Origin of the sequence: Paenarthrobacter nitroguajacolicus, from assembly GCF_029952445.1 — a bacterium.
Classification (GTDB): Bacteria; Actinomycetota; Actinomycetes; order Actinomycetales; family Micrococcaceae; genus Arthrobacter; species Arthrobacter nitroguajacolicus_B.
This window is the reverse complement of sequence record NZ_JAQPPK010000018.1, coordinates 36,414-49,699: the sequence shown is the minus strand read 5'-3', so window position 1 is coordinate 49,699 and position 13,286 is coordinate 36,414. Positions and strand designations below refer to the sequence as shown.

Sequence of the window (13,286 nt, the reverse complement as noted above, 5' to 3'; positions counted from 1 at the left end):
GCCCTTGGCTGCTTTCCCCCTTCCCCAGCAGCAGCCAGTGTGGCCGGCCTGAATCGAGACGCCCTCAGGTCCGGCCACACGTCCCGGGGATATGACTTGACTCCGCTGGCTGTATCCTCTATTTGAGCCACGCATAGGTGGCCATTTTTCCTGGGGGAACTTTTGCAACATTCTCAGTCTGCGCTGCCTGTCCGACTCAAGGCATGGGGGCTTGGCGTCGTGGCAATCGCGGCAGCTGCAACGCTCTCCGCGTGCACATTACTTCCCCTCCCGCTCCCCGCAGCAAGTAAAGCATCAGAACCGCCCGCTTCCGCGGCGCCACCGGAACGCAACAAGGAAACCGCGACGGCGGCCTGGGAAGTCACGCTCGATCCCATCGGTCAGCCGGTGGTAGCCGACGGGGTTGCCTTGGTTTACACGAAGGGCAGTGCGGGGGTTGAGGCCCACGCCCTTTCCGTTGCTACCGGCAAGGAATTATGGACCCAGCCCGTTCATCCGGGATACGACGCTCCAGGGAACTCGTTGGAACCCGCTGTAACCAGGACCGCTTCAGGTAGTAGCGCCGCGATTTTCCTGCAGGCCGCTGAAGCTCCGGCTGACATCGACACTGACGTGGTTTGGTGGACCTCGCCTGTTGCCTTTGATCTGAGCACGGGCAAGGAGCTCTACCGCGGACGGCCGGAGTTGGTCAGCACCCGCCCATTTGCCTGCGACGATCTCTTCGATATGTGCTTCATCGCCTTCGACGAGGAAGCCAAGTCAGTTGAACACTGGGTGGACCTGGAGACCGGAGAAGAGTCCGGGGGTGCCGACATTAACGAGCTGACCGGAGTTTTCCAGCCGGTGGGCAAGGAATTGTATGCGGTGGAGGAAAACGGAGTCGAAAAGCTGGCCCACGTCTCTTACGGCGAGGTTCTCTGGCAGATAGAGCTGGAAAAGGTTTTCGGTAAAGGTGCCTCCACCGATCTGGGTTGGCAGTTCACGTACTCCGAAAAACTTGATCTTTACGTGGGCTCGGTCGGAATCAACCCGACGGGTGTTGACCCCGGGAAATTTACCGGGCAATCTTTGTCACTGAACCTCCGCGAATCCACTAAAACCGTCGGGTTCAGGGCCTCCAGCGGTCGGGTTTTGTGGACGGCGGACGGCTCCACCCTCGAGTGCTCAAGGACGATGGGCCTGGAGGACACCAAGATGGGCGCTGGAACCGCGTTGCCTGTGCGGTGCGAGTACATGGATGGCTATATCGAGTTTCCCGCGGGCAAATACCGGGGCGTCCGATCCAAGGCAGTGGGCTACGATCCCCTGACCGGCGACGCCGTATGGGAAAGCAAACCTGCATATGTGTACAGCTGGGACGAGTACGGGATTATTCCGTCAGCAAGCCACGGTGAGTTCTTGATTGCAGGGACTTTCTTTGACTCAAGCCTGACGGACACCCACACCGGAAAACCCCGCGGGGCAGGTTTCGACGACGGCTTTATCTGTTGGAAGAACGCCACATATACCGTCCCGCCGAACGGCCCTTATAAGGATGAGCCGGGAGGCGAAATTGCAGCTGGCGCTCAGACGGCGTTCCCGTGCCTGAAGGGAGGCGGAGCCACTCTCGACTTCACTTACGGCGCCCTCACTGACGTAACCACCACGGATCAGGACATGGCCGTCATCTCGCTGGAAGGCAAAGTGGCCGGATACAAACTCCTCAAGGAGTTCGTCTAGCCAACCGCGCTCAGCAGGCTACCCCTTGAAAACCGGCGCCCGCTTCTCCTGGAACGCCCGGAAACCTTCGGCATAGTCGTCCGTCTTGCAGAGCCGTGCCTGCTCGGCGTTTTCCTCAGCCATGGAAGCCCAAAGGCCCAGGCGCTGATCGCGGATGTGCGCCACCAAGTCCTTGGATGCGTTGAACGCCTCGGTGGCGCCAACGGCAACCCGCGCCACGATCTCCCGCGTTACGGGCAACAGCGAATCGGCGGGCATCGCCCGGCTGAACATGCCCCGTTCCACAGCTTCCGTGCCCGAGATGAGGTCGGCAGTGTAGATCAGGTCCAGCGTGCGGTGCATCCCAAGACGCTCAGTGAAGTACCAGTGCCCACCGGAATCCAAGGTGGCCCCGAGCTTGGCAAACGGTGAGCCGAACTTGGCATTCTCGGCGACATAAACCACGTCCGTGGCCAGCAGCAGCCCAAGCCCAACTCCCAGGCATGCACCGTGGGCGGCAGCAAACGTCGGCGCCGGGAAGGCAGCCATCTTCTTCAACAGCGGCTCCACGAGTCCGCCCAGATAGGCCTGGGCATCATCGGTTTCAGGAGTCACGGCAGCAATGTCGCGGCCGGCGCAAAAGGCGCGTCCCTCTCCGCGAAGCAGCAGCGCCCGCACCTCACCGCGTGAGGCGGCGGCAGCGGCGTCGTCGTACGCCTTATCAAGTTCGGCAAGCGCGTCCTCGTCGAGCGAGTTCAGCTTCCCGGGGGCGTTCAGGACAATTTCGGCAATGCCGTTGGCAATGGAGAGCTCGATCATGGGACTCCTTAGACGTCGAAGTCGACGGTAACTTCTTCGCTGGTGGGGTGGGACTGGCAGGTGAGGACGTAGCCCTTATCAAGCTCGTCCTGCTCCAGGGCGTAGTTCTCATCCATGGTCACCGTACCGGTGACCAGCTTGGCGCGGCAGGTACCGCACACGCCGCCGGCGCATGCGAAGGGAACATCCGGGCGGACGCGAAGAGCTGCGTTGAGGATGGATTCGCGGGCGTGCGTGGGGCTGGCGACGTCGCCGGTAAGACCGTCCAGAGTGAACGTGATCTTGTAGGTGTCCTGCGATTCGTCCGCCACGACCGGACGGCCGGCGTTGCCCTCCGGACGGTCCGGGCGGCCGGTGGTGAAGAGCTCGAAACGGACGTGCTCCGGCTCAACGCCACGGGCCGCCAGGGTGTCGCGGCACAGCTGGACAAGCTCGAACGGCCCGCACAGGAACCACTCGTCAACGTCCTCGGCATGGATCGCGGAAGAGAGCAGGGCCTGGAGCTTCTCCGAATCGATACGGCCGGTCATCAGCGGAGCGATCCGCTGTTCGCGGGAAAGCACGTGATGCAGGGCCAGGCGGGTGGGGTACTTGTCCTTCAGGTCCGCCAATTCCTCCAGGAACATGACATCCATGGCGGCTTTGTTCGCGTAGACCAGGTCAAAAGTGGTTTCCGGGTTGGCAGCCAGGAGCGTCCGCGCAATCGCGATCACCGGAGTGATGCCGGAACCCGCAGCGATCGCAACAAAACTTCCCGGCTCCCCCGCCAGCTCCTCCGGGTGGTTCATGGAGTTCATGACATTGTGCTGGACCGACGAGCCGTCTTTGCCATGCCGGGAAATGAACGCACCCTGCGGGTTCATGACATCCAGGACATCCCCGGCCTTCAGCTCGGCATTGGCCCACGTGGAAAAGAGGCCGCCGAGGTCCTTCTTGATGGCAACCCGGATCTCGCTGCTGCCGTCCTCGAAGCTGCGCGGCTCTGCGCAGATCGAGTAGCTGCGGCGGACTTCGTGCGGCTCACCGTTCTCATCCTTCAAGGTGGTGCGCAAGGCAACGTACTGGCCCGGAAGGTAGTCATACTGGCCAGCCAACTCAGCCGGGACACCGAACGTGACCTCGATGGCATCGTCCGTGAGGCGCCGGACTTCCGCGACGGTCAGGTTATGGAAAGACGCACGACGGCGGCTGGCCGTCTGTGTTTCGGTGGTCATGGCTGCTTCCTTAAAGGACTTTGAAGTAGTCGAACGGTTCCTTGCAGTCCTGGCAAACGAACAGTGCCTTGCAGGATGTGGAACCAAAGCGGGTGAGCTCTTTGGTGTTGAGCGAGGAACACTGTGGGCATTTCACGGCCAGGCTCAGTCGGACGGGACCGGAATGGCCCCCGGCTGCTGCCCTGCCGCTGGGCGGGGCGATCCCGTACTCCTCCAGCTTGGCCTTGCCGGAATCGGTCATCCAGTCAGTGGTCCACGCCGGGGACAGCACCAGGTTGATCTCGACGCTCGCGTAGCCCTGATTCCTGAAGGCCGTGCGCAGGTCGTCACCAATGGCATCCATCGCCGGGCAGCCCGAGTACGTGGGCGTGATGGTGACCTCGACGGCGGTACCCGCCGGGCCGCCGTCATGGTTGCCGTCTGCCTGGGGTGCTTGCTCAACCCGAACGCCGCGCAGGATGCCCAGGTCCTCGATGGTGAGTACCGGGATCTCCGGATCGCAGACCGTGGACGCGATGTCCCAGGCCTGCTGCTCGGCGGTCTTTGACTGCGTCGGTGACGGGGTGGTCATGCTGGTCACCAGCTCGCACCGGGGTGTTCGCGGGCCAGGACCTGCATCTCGGCGAGGATGTAGCCCAGGAATTCGGAGTGCTTGCCTCGGCGGCCGCCGCCCAGGGACTGCGGGGTGCCGGGGAGTTCGAGTTCGGCTTCGGCCATGATCTCCCCGGTGAGGCGGTCGAAGGCCTCGCGGAGAGTGGAGGGCTGAACGGTGACGCCGGCTTCTGCCAGGCGGGTGGTGAGCTCGTCGTCTTCGAAGAGTTCGTCCACATAGGGCCACACCAGCTTGAAGCCCTGGATGATCCGTGCACGGGATTCGTCCGTGCCACCGGCGAGGCGCAGCACCCACTGCGCGCTGTGGTCGCGGTGGTAATCCACTTCCTTCACTGCCTTGGCGGAAATGGCTGCGATGGTGGCATCCGTGGAGCCGGTCAGGGCGGTGTAGAGCTCGTACTGGTAGAAGCTCACGATGAACTGCCTGGCGATGGTGACCGCGAAGTCGCCATTGGGCTGCTCAAACAGGTGGGCCGAACGGAACTCGTGCTCGCGACGGAAGTAGGCGAGGTCGTCCTCGGACTTGCCCCAGGCCGCACCGGCATAGGTCAGGAAAGAGCGCGCATGGCCCAACTGGTCCAAGGCAATGTTGCCCAGCGCGATGTCTTCCTCAAGCTCGGGAGCACGGGAAATCCAGTGGCCCAGGCGCTGGGCGAGGATCAAGCCGTCGTCGCCAATGCGGAGCGCGAACTCGGCAACGTCCTCGGTGGGCTTGACCTGGCCCCGGCTGATTTCCAGCGCGATGTCCTCAGGACGCAGCGCATTGCCAGGGGTGATGCGGGTGGCGCTCGCCGAACCGTCGCCGGAAGCACCGGCGCCGTGGACGCCCACGGAGATGTCGCCGTGGCCGTCGATGGCGAAGCCAGTATCTTTGGTAGTCACAGGTGCTTCACGCCTTCGCTCTTGGTGTAGTAGGTGGCGTGGCGGTAATCCTTGCCCTGCGGCGACTCAAAGAAGGCACCCTTTGAATCGGGATCGCTGGAGGAAATCGCCTCAGCGGGGACAACCCAGATGGAGACACCCTCATTGCGACGGGTGTACAGATCGCGGGCGTTCCGGAGGGCCATGGCCGCATCCGGAGCGTGCAAGGAGCCCGCGTGCACGTGGGACAGGCCTCGGCTGGAACGCACGAAGACCTCCCACAGCGACCACGGGTGCTCTTCCTTGGCGCCGCCCGAGGTGACCTTCGAGGCTGAGGCTGGTGCCGCCGTCGTGCTGTCCGCCGTGCTGCTGTCCGCTGTGGTGGCCGCGACCTTGGGGGCCTCGCGCTTGATTTCGCCTGCGGCGCTTGCCGGTTCTTCCGGGTTACCGTGGGGAGCCATTATGCTGCGTTCACTTTCTCTGCTTGCTTGCGGGCGTAGGCCACTGCTGCTTCCCGAACCCAGGCACCGTTTTCGTGTGCCTCACGGCGGCGCTCAACGCGCTGCGAGTTGCAGGGACCGCGGCCGGCCAGGACTTCCTTGAACTCGTTCCAGTCCAGGGGTCCGTGCTCCCACTTCTTGGTTTCTTCGTTGAAACGTACGTCCTTGTCCGGGAGGGTGAGGCCCAGGACCTTGACCTGCTCCACCATCATCCCTACGAACCGGCTGCGCAGCTCGTCATTGCTGAAGCGCTTGATGTTCCAGGCCATGGACTGCTTGGAGTTCGGTGAATCGTCATCCGGCGGGCCGAACATCATCAGCGACGGCGCGTACCAGCGGTTCACGGCGTCCTGTGCCATCTGCTTCTGCGCGGACGTGCCGTTGGAGAGTTCCAGCAGGATCTCGAAACCCTGGCGCTGGTGGAACGATTCTTCCTTGCAAATGCGCACCATTGCGCGGCCGTAAGGACCATACGAGGCACGGCACAGGGGCACCTGGTTGCAGATGGCAGCACCATCGACAAGCCAGCCGATGGCTCCCATGTCTGCCCAGGAAATCGTGGGGTAGTTGAAGATGGACGAGTACCGGGCCTTGCCGGCGATCAGGTCTTCCATCATCTGGTCCCTGCTCTGCCCCAGCGTCTCTGCTGCGGAATACAGGTACAAGCCGTGGCCTGCCTCGTCCTGGACCTTGGCCATGAGGATGGACTTGCGCTTCAGGCTCGGAGCGCGCGTGATCCAGTTGGCCTCCGGCTGCATCCCGATGATTTCCGAGTGTGCGTGCTGCGAGATCTGGCGCAGCAAAGTCTTGCGGTAAGCCGCAGGCATCCAGTCGCGCGGTTCGATGCGCGAGTCCTCCGAAATGATGCGATCAAAATACGCCTGTCCGGCTGCCTCCCGCTCCTGCTCTTCCGGGGACAGCTCAGCGGGCACTGACTGCAGATTCTGCGATGCCATGGTTGCTCCTAATAAATTACCGACCGTTCGTTCAGAATATGCGGAGCGAGCGATTGCAGTCAAGCGTTCGGCGGTGGGTCGCCCGGGTGATGTGCCAGTGCCCGACGACCTGGCGTTGTTGACAAGGCTCCTGAGATTCTCCGTGTTAACTTGGGGTGGGGCTTCAACCGTCCCAAGCCAACGCAAGAAAAGAGCCCTACGTGCAATCGCCCCAGCCCTTCAGAATCCTCACCGTCTGCACCGGAAACATCTGCCGCTCCCCCGTGGCCGAGAGGTTGCTCCAGGCTGGGCTGAACCAGGTAAGCCCGGGATCATTCGAGGTCCGCAGCGCAGGGACCCGGGCCATGGTGGGCGAACCCATCCAGCCGCTCTCCGCAAAGATCATCAGTACCTTCCGCGGCACACCGGACAACTTTGCCGCCCGGCAGCTGAACCAGAAGATCCTCCGCGAAACAGACCTGGTGCTGGCCATGACCTCCAAACACCGCGGCGAAGTTCTCCAATTGGATGCCTCCCTGCTTAAGCGCACGTTCACAGTCCGGGAATTCGCGCGCATGCTTGCCGTCCTGGAAACCCGCGACGACGCTCCCGCCACCGGCGACATCGTTGACTTCTGGAAGGCTCTTCCCGCCCGGGCTGCCTCTGTCCGCCACCTGGCCCTGCCCTCCGATCCTGCAGACAACGACGTGGTAGACCCCTACCGACGAGCGGAAGAGGTCTACCACCAGATGGAGGATGAGTTGGCCCCGGCCATCCTGGGCATCCTCCGTTTCGCACGCCTTACGGCGCGGGCCTAGGGGCTATTGGGTTTGTTTTAGTTGAGGCCGATCACCAGCATCTGGCTGGTACCGGGGATGCAGGTCTGCAGAACCACTGCGGGGAATCCGCCGAACACTGCCGCGACATCGTTGGTGGTGCCGGGGTTGGGTACTACGCCACGCCCCGTTGCAGTGAAAGTTCCGTAGCCGGGGATGGATACGGTCTCACCCACGTTGATTCCGGAGAACCGGGCCCATCCTCCGCAGAAATCATGCTCGGTGATGAACACGGCGTATGCGTTGGTTGGCGTGTAGTTGATCGGCCCTATGCAGGCATCCACCAGCGACTGGCCACCGGCACCGGCCACATAGATGGTCCGGACGGCGGGTGCAGGTGCGGGAGCCGGAGCAGCCACAACGGCTGGAGCGGCCGCGGCCTGTGCTTGGGCCTGGACAGCCGGAGCTTGGGCTTGTGCGGCCGGAACAGGTGCAACCGGTGGCCCGGTGAGTTTCAGGACCTGCCCTGGCACAATCACTGAATAAGCACCCAAGCCGTTCGCAGCCAACATCGCATTGACGTCCACGCCGAACCTTGCAGCGATGGTACCCACCGTGTCGCCGGATGCCACCGTGTAGAGGTTGGGATCACCGGCCGGGGCAGCTGGAGCAGCCGGTTCGGCCACCGGAGCTGTTTCAGTTGCGGGCGCCGCTTGGGCTACGGGCTCAGCCGCCGGAGCCGCCGCCGGTACGTCCGCAGCTGCGGCCGGTGCCGCCGTCGGAGCCGCCTGGGCATCCTGTGATGGGGCGGCTGAGGCAGCATCGGCGGCCGGCACTGAAGGCACTGCCTCCGGTGCTGCCGCTTGTTCGGTGGAGACTGGTTGTTGCTCGCTGCCGGCCGGGTGGGTGGCCCAATTGACAACCCCAAAGAGCACGGGGATCAATGCCAGTAATGCGAGGACGGCGCCGGCAATCATGAGCTTGGATTTACTGAAAGCCGATTGCCGGCCGACGCCATTGTTCTTGTTGAGGGAAGTTTGGAAATCTACATCATTCATGTTCATGGGAACCCCGGGACTCCATGGCTTGGACCGCGCGTGGGAGCCGTTGTGGCCCTGGTGCAGACAGCGCAGCTATGTATTGGGAGGAGCACCGCCGCACATGGGCGGGGTGCGATCCACCGCTGAGCCGGAGGAACGGAATTGCAATAAAACCCCTGCGAATTCAAATATAGGAATTGGGTATTGCTTGTTGCACGAGTAGGAGCTACTCGACTTTCCCGGAAATGGCAGCGACGGGCTGTCAGGTATTACGCAGATTCGGGCAACGGACTACTTGCGGTACTCAGCCATCGGCTGTCGGGAGTACGTGTTGTCAAGCATTCTTCACAGACCGCTTTTTATGTCCTGGACGGGTGGTTTCAGCGTATGCTCTCCTCAGCGCAGCTAAGACGGCGTTGATCGCTTTTGGGTGGGGCCACTTTTGAAGGCAGGGGTTCGGTGGCAGGAGTGAAGCACGAGGTTCTGTCCAAGCGCTCGTGGTCGGGACGCGGATTGCCGTTTTTCCTGATTGCTGCCGCCTTTTGCGCAGTGCTGCTTGCCGTTGGCCTCCTCAGCGGAAACGGTACGCCCACCGCCCAACTCGCAGGCGACCTGGCGATCCTCACAGCCGTCCTGACGGCCCTGGCCACCCACACCGTCGCGGCCCTCAAACAGCGTGGCAACACCGCCGGCCGCTGGTTCGTGGTGGCGGGACTGGCGCTCTGGTCAGCCGGCCAAGCCGTGTGGACCTTCAACGGCATCACGCTGGATCACAACTACCCTTTTCCGTCGTTGGCCGACGTCGGTTTTGTTGGGTACGCGCTTCCGGCCTCCATCGGCTTGGTGCTGCTTTTGCGCGGGCAAGGACTTCGGTTGCCTCTGCGCCGCGCCATCCTAGACGCAGGCGTGGTGGCAAGTTCCACGTTTTTCATCGCCTGGAGTTCCGTGCTGGGTCCCTTGGCCGGCGCCACCAACAGCGACCCGTTTGCCCGCATAACGCAGATGGCCTACCCCGTCGCAGACGTTTTCATGGTCTCCGTGGTCATCGTCCTCACCATGCGTGCCGCCAGGGGCCGCCGGTTGCCGTGGCTCAGCCTTGGCATCGGCTTCTGGATCCTGGCCCTCACAGACCTTGCCTACATGCGGCTCACTTTGGAGGGCATTTCAGGTGTTACCGGCTCGCCCTTGGCACTGGGGTGGGTGCTCGCCTTCCTGCTGGTGGCCTTGAGCCCACTGATACCGGAAGCACCCAGCACCCGCAAGGACGGCCGCGGCTACGCAGCAGCGCTCGAGCTGCTCCCCTACCTTCCCGTCTTCAGCGCAGTGTTCTTTTCCAGGACCGGCCCCATTGGCGCCGACCGCGTCCTGTTGGTCACCGGCCTGGTGGTCCTGGGGTTCGTCATCGTGCGCCAGGTGCTGATCGTCGTCGAGAATGTGACGCTCACCCGCGACCTTGAATCGAAAGTGGCCGAACGCACCGCCGAGCTTGAGGGCTTGGGTGCGATCGTCAACTCGTCCGGGGATGCCATCGTTAGTGAAACGCTCGACGGCGTCATCACCAGTTGGAACCCCGGCGCGGAAAAGATCTTCGGGTACCCGGCGTCGGAAATGATCGGCAGGAAGGGCGATTTCTTCATCCCGGAAGGCATGCGCGGAAAAGAACGCCAGGCGCTGGGAACCACGGCAAGCACCGGTGAGATCCAGAACTACGAAACGCAGCGCACCCGTGGCGACGGCGCGACCATTCCTGTATCCGTCACGCTGTCCCCCGTGCGGAGCGGGTCCGCGATCCGCGGGGTGGCCTTCATTTCGCGTGACATCACTGAACGCAAGGCTGCGGAAACCGAACTCCTGGCCGCCCGCGAGGCCGCCCTGGAGGCGAGCAGGCTCAAGTCGGAATTCCTGGCCACCATGAGCCACGAGATCCGGACGCCCCTCAACGCCGTGATCGGCTTGACCTCACTCATGATGGACACGCCCCTGAGCGACGGCCAGCGGCAATACGCCCAAGGGGTGAAAGGCGCCGGCGAGGTTCTTCTCACGCTGATCAACGACATCCTTGACTTTTCCAAACTCGAAGCCGGGAAAGTGGACCTGGAAGTCAACGCCTTCGATCCCCGGGCACTGGTGGAAGAAGTGGCCGGGCTGGTTGCCGAAGCCGCACAAGGCAAGAACCTGGAACTCATCTCCTATTGCCACCCCGAGGTGCCAGGCCGGCTTATGGGCGACTCCGGCCGCATCCGGCAGATCCTGGTGAATCTGTCCTCCAACGCCGTGAAATTCACGCCGTCCGGAGAAGTGGAAATCAAAGTCACCTTGCTGGCAACGGACGGCGGGAATGCCTCGCTGCGCTTCGAAGTCCGCGACACGGGGATCGGCATCAGTCCCGAAGACCACCACCGCCTGTTTGAATCCTTCGCCCAGGCAGATGCCTCCACCACACGCCGCTACGGCGGCACCGGGTTGGGACTGGCCATCTCCCGGCGACTCACGGAGGCCATGGGCGGCCAGGTCGGACTGGACAGCGAGTTGGGACACGGGAGCCGGTTCTGGTTTGAACTGGAGTTGCCTGTGGGGCCACCCGATTCCGGGACAGTCACGTTGCCTGCCACCCTTGCCGGACGCAGGGTGCTGGTGGTGGACGACAACGCCACCAACCGCCTGGTGTTGGAAACCCAGTTGGACAGCTGGGGCATGACGCCAGTTGCGGTAGCCGATGCGTCCTCCGCGATGACCGCCTTCCGCACTGCTGTTGCGGAGGGCCGTCCCTACGACATCGCCGTGGTGGACATGTGCATGCCCGATACCGACGGCCTGGAACTTGCCCGCCAAATCAACACCGAAAGCACCACTCCGGGAACGCCCGGGATCATACTGCTGACCTCCACCATGCTGGTGGAAAAGGTCGACCTGGCCGAAGCCGGCATCCGTGAATACCTGACCAAACCGGTCCGAAGTTCCGAGTTCTACAACCGGCTTCTTCGCCTGATGGCCACCAGGACCACGGGCACCCCGGCAACGCCCACACCTTCACCTGCACTGCCGGCCGATGAGCCAGTAGCGCGATTGGGGAAGTTGCTGGTGGCAGAGGACAACGAGGTCAACCAACTCGTGGCCCGCGGCATGGCCAACCGGCTCGGCTACGGGGTGGACATCGTCGAAGACGGCGCCCAGGCTGTCGCGGCTGCCCTCTCGGGACGCTACGCCGCGGTGCTTATGGACTGCCATATGCCTGTCATGGACGGATTCGATGCCACCCGCGCCATCCGTGCCCGCAACGGACATGCGGCCCGGATCCCGATCATCGCCATGACAGCCGGGGCCCTGAACGAAGACCGCGAGCGCTGCTTCGCCGCCGGGATGGACGACTACATCAGCAAGCCGGTGGACCTCGCAACGCTCGGTGCTGTTCTGGCGCGCTGGGTCCCGGAGGTGCAAGAAACGACGACGGCGGAGGCTGGGGCCGCTGCCGCGCCGGCTCCTGGTGGGGAGCTGGATGTTACGCCGACCGCAGGCGGGGAGCCGCAGCCGGCGGAAGCACCGCCGTCGGACGCTGTTGTTCTTGACACCGGACGGCTGCAGATCCTGCGCGAACTCGGACCCGACGACGGCGTGGGCCTGCTCCCGGCAGCCATCGAGGCTTTCCGGCAAGACGCCAGCGGCATTGTGGTGGCGCTGCGTTCTGCGATCAACGCCGGCGACGCGCCGGCGGTGGAAACGGCGGCGCACAAACTCGCTGGCGCGGCGGCCAACATCGGAGCCGTGGGTGCCGCTGCGCTGTGCAAAGATTTGGAACGGCTTGGGCACGACGGCGGCACGGACCTGGAGGTCGAGGGGATGCGGCTGCTGGGCCAGCTGACCGCGGAGCTGGCAAGAGTGGACCACGCCCTTGAACGCACTTTACTGGGAGTCCTATGAAGATCCTTATCGCGGACGATGACCAAATCTCCCGCATGATCACCAAGGCGGCGGTGGAGCAGTCCGGGCATGAATGCATCGTGGCCGTGGACGGTGACTCGGCGTGGCAGCTCTTCCAAGAGCACAGCCCGGAAGCCGTGGTGACGGACCTGATGATGCCCGGCCTGAACGGGCTGGATCTTTGCCGTGCCATCCGGGCAGCAGAGGAGGACCGGTACACGTACATCATCCTGGTGACCTCCCATGGGTCGCGGAAGGACGTGCTGGCCGGGATGGAAGCCGGAGCAGACGACTACGTCACCAAGCCTTTGGACCCGTTCAGCCTGCACATCAGGCTCCTGGCCGCCCAGCGCATAACGTCGTTGCATGCCGACCTGGCCCGCTACCGCTCGGCCCTGACCGAACAGGCACGTACGGACCCGCTCACCAAGGTGCACAACCGGCTGAAGCTGTCAGAGGACCTCGGAGTTTTGCACGACGGCAGCCACGGCTACTGCCTGGCCATGGTGGACGTCGACAACTTCAAGAGCTACAACGACATCTATGGACATCAAGCCGGTGACGCCGCGCTGGTTGCCATTGCGGCCACCCTGGCAGGTGAAATACGGGCGACCGATGCCGTGTACCGCTTTGGCGGGGAGGAGTTCCTGTTGCTGCTCCGGGAACAATCTGCAGCAACCGCGGAAACGGTCATGGAACGCGTCAGGGCAGCCGTCCACGACCTGCGGATCGAACACTCCGGCGACCCCGACGGCGTCCTGACCATCAGCGCCGGGATCGCAGCCGCAACCGACGGCGGCCACCGCACCGGAACCGAACAACTCCTGAAGGAGGCCGACCTCGCCCTGTACGCCGCCAAAGCTGCGGGCAGGAACAGGGTGGCCCTCGCGCGGGCGCTCGGGTCAGAGTGAGT

At 63.5% G+C, this 13,286-nt stretch carries 11 protein-coding genes; 4 read left to right on the top strand and 7 right to left on the bottom strand.

What is annotated here, in order from left to right; genetic code table 11:
• The first annotated feature begins 219 nt into the window (after positions 1-219).
• Positions 220-1,719, top strand: coding sequence for a PQQ-binding-like beta-propeller repeat protein (locus tag PJL15_RS14290; RefSeq protein WP_281451807.1), 1,500 nt, complete (start codon positions 220-222; stop codon positions 1,717-1,719).
• 18 nt (positions 1,720-1,737) lie between these two features.
• On the opposite strand, the gene PJL15_RS14285 is transcribed toward PJL15_RS14290, so the two are convergent.
• From PJL15_RS14285 to paaA, 6 genes are read right to left on the bottom strand one after another with little or no spacing between them, the layout of a single operon-like run.
• Positions 1,738-2,517, bottom strand: coding sequence for an enoyl-CoA hydratase/isomerase family protein (locus PJL15_RS14285; protein ID WP_281451806.1), 780 nt, complete (start codon positions 2,515-2,517; stop codon positions 1,738-1,740).
• Positions 2,518-2,525: 8 nt separating this feature from the next.
• Positions 2,526-3,731: a 1,2-phenylacetyl-CoA epoxidase subunit PaaE gene (paaE, locus tag PJL15_RS14280; RefSeq protein WP_281451805.1), complete on the bottom strand. Its 1,206-nt coding sequence runs from the start codon at positions 3,729-3,731 to the stop codon at positions 2,526-2,528.
• 10 nt (positions 3,732-3,741) lie between these two features.
• Positions 3,742-4,302, bottom strand: a complete 561-nt coding sequence (gene paaD, locus PJL15_RS14275) for a 1,2-phenylacetyl-CoA epoxidase subunit PaaD (protein WP_281451804.1) — start codon at positions 4,300-4,302, stop codon at positions 3,742-3,744.
• 5 nt (positions 4,303-4,307) lie between these two features.
• A complete protein-coding gene (paaC, locus tag PJL15_RS14270; RefSeq protein WP_281451803.1) occupies positions 4,308-5,225 on the bottom strand; it encodes a 1,2-phenylacetyl-CoA epoxidase subunit PaaC in 918 nt (305 codons plus the stop codon).
• Positions 5,222-5,665, bottom strand: a complete 444-nt coding sequence (paaB, locus tag PJL15_RS14265; RefSeq protein WP_281451802.1) for a 1,2-phenylacetyl-CoA epoxidase subunit PaaB — start codon at positions 5,663-5,665, stop codon at positions 5,222-5,224. Before paaB ends, paaC begins: the two co-directional genes overlap by 4 nt.
• Entirely contained in the window at positions 5,665-6,660 is a 996-nt protein-coding gene (paaA, locus tag PJL15_RS14260; protein WP_281451801.1) for a 1,2-phenylacetyl-CoA epoxidase subunit PaaA, read from the bottom strand. The genes paaB and paaA overlap by 1 nt, the downstream gene beginning before the upstream one ends.
• A gap of 200 nt (positions 6,661-6,860) precedes the next feature.
• On the opposite strand from paaA, the gene PJL15_RS14255 reads away from it, so the two are divergent.
• Entirely contained in the window at positions 6,861-7,457 is a 597-nt protein-coding gene (locus tag PJL15_RS14255) for a low molecular weight phosphatase family protein (RefSeq protein ID WP_281451800.1), read from the top strand.
• Positions 7,458-7,474: 17 nt separating this feature from the next.
• Here PJL15_RS14255 and PJL15_RS14250 read toward each other — a convergent pair whose 3' ends face one another.
• Complete coding sequence (locus tag PJL15_RS14250; protein ID WP_281451799.1) at positions 7,475-8,479, bottom strand: LysM peptidoglycan-binding domain-containing protein; 1,005 nt, start codon at positions 8,477-8,479, stop codon at positions 7,475-7,477.
• A gap of 435 nt (positions 8,480-8,914) precedes the next feature.
• Between PJL15_RS14250 and PJL15_RS14245 the strand changes: the two genes are divergently transcribed.
• Together PJL15_RS14245 and PJL15_RS14240 are read left to right on the top strand one after the other, a co-directional pair.
• Positions 8,915-12,373, top strand: coding sequence for a hybrid sensor histidine kinase/response regulator (locus tag PJL15_RS14245; protein ID WP_281451798.1), 3,459 nt, complete (start codon positions 8,915-8,917; stop codon positions 12,371-12,373).
• A complete protein-coding gene (locus tag PJL15_RS14240) occupies positions 12,370-13,284 on the top strand; it encodes a GGDEF domain-containing response regulator (protein WP_281451797.1) in 915 nt (304 codons plus the stop codon). The genes PJL15_RS14245 and PJL15_RS14240 overlap by 4 nt, the downstream gene beginning before the upstream one ends.
• Positions 13,285-13,286 lie beyond the last annotated feature (2 nt).

Coding starts and splice junctions, on each gene's coding strand:
- PJL15_RS14250 (WP_281451799.1), bottom strand. CDS start 8,479: ATGAACATGAATGATGTAGATTTCCAAACTTCCCTCAACAAGAACAAT.
- paaA (WP_281451801.1), bottom strand. CDS start 6,660: ATGGCATCGCAGAATCTGCAGTCAGTGCCCGCTGAGCTGTCCCCGGAA.
- PJL15_RS14240 (WP_281451797.1), top strand. CDS start 12,370: ATGAAGATCCTTATCGCGGACGATGACCAAATCTCCCGCATGATCACC.
- paaD (WP_281451804.1), bottom strand. CDS start 4,302: ATGACCACCCCGTCACCGACGCAGTCAAAGACCGCCGAGCAGCAGGCC.
- paaB (WP_281451802.1), bottom strand. CDS start 5,665: ATGGCTCCCCACGGTAACCCGGAAGAACCGGCAAGCGCCGCAGGCGAA.
- PJL15_RS14285 (WP_281451806.1), bottom strand. CDS start 2,517: ATGATCGAGCTCTCCATTGCCAACGGCATTGCCGAAATTGTCCTGAAC.
- paaE (WP_281451805.1), bottom strand. CDS start 3,731: ATGACCACCGAAACACAGACGGCCAGCCGCCGTCGTGCGTCTTTCCAT.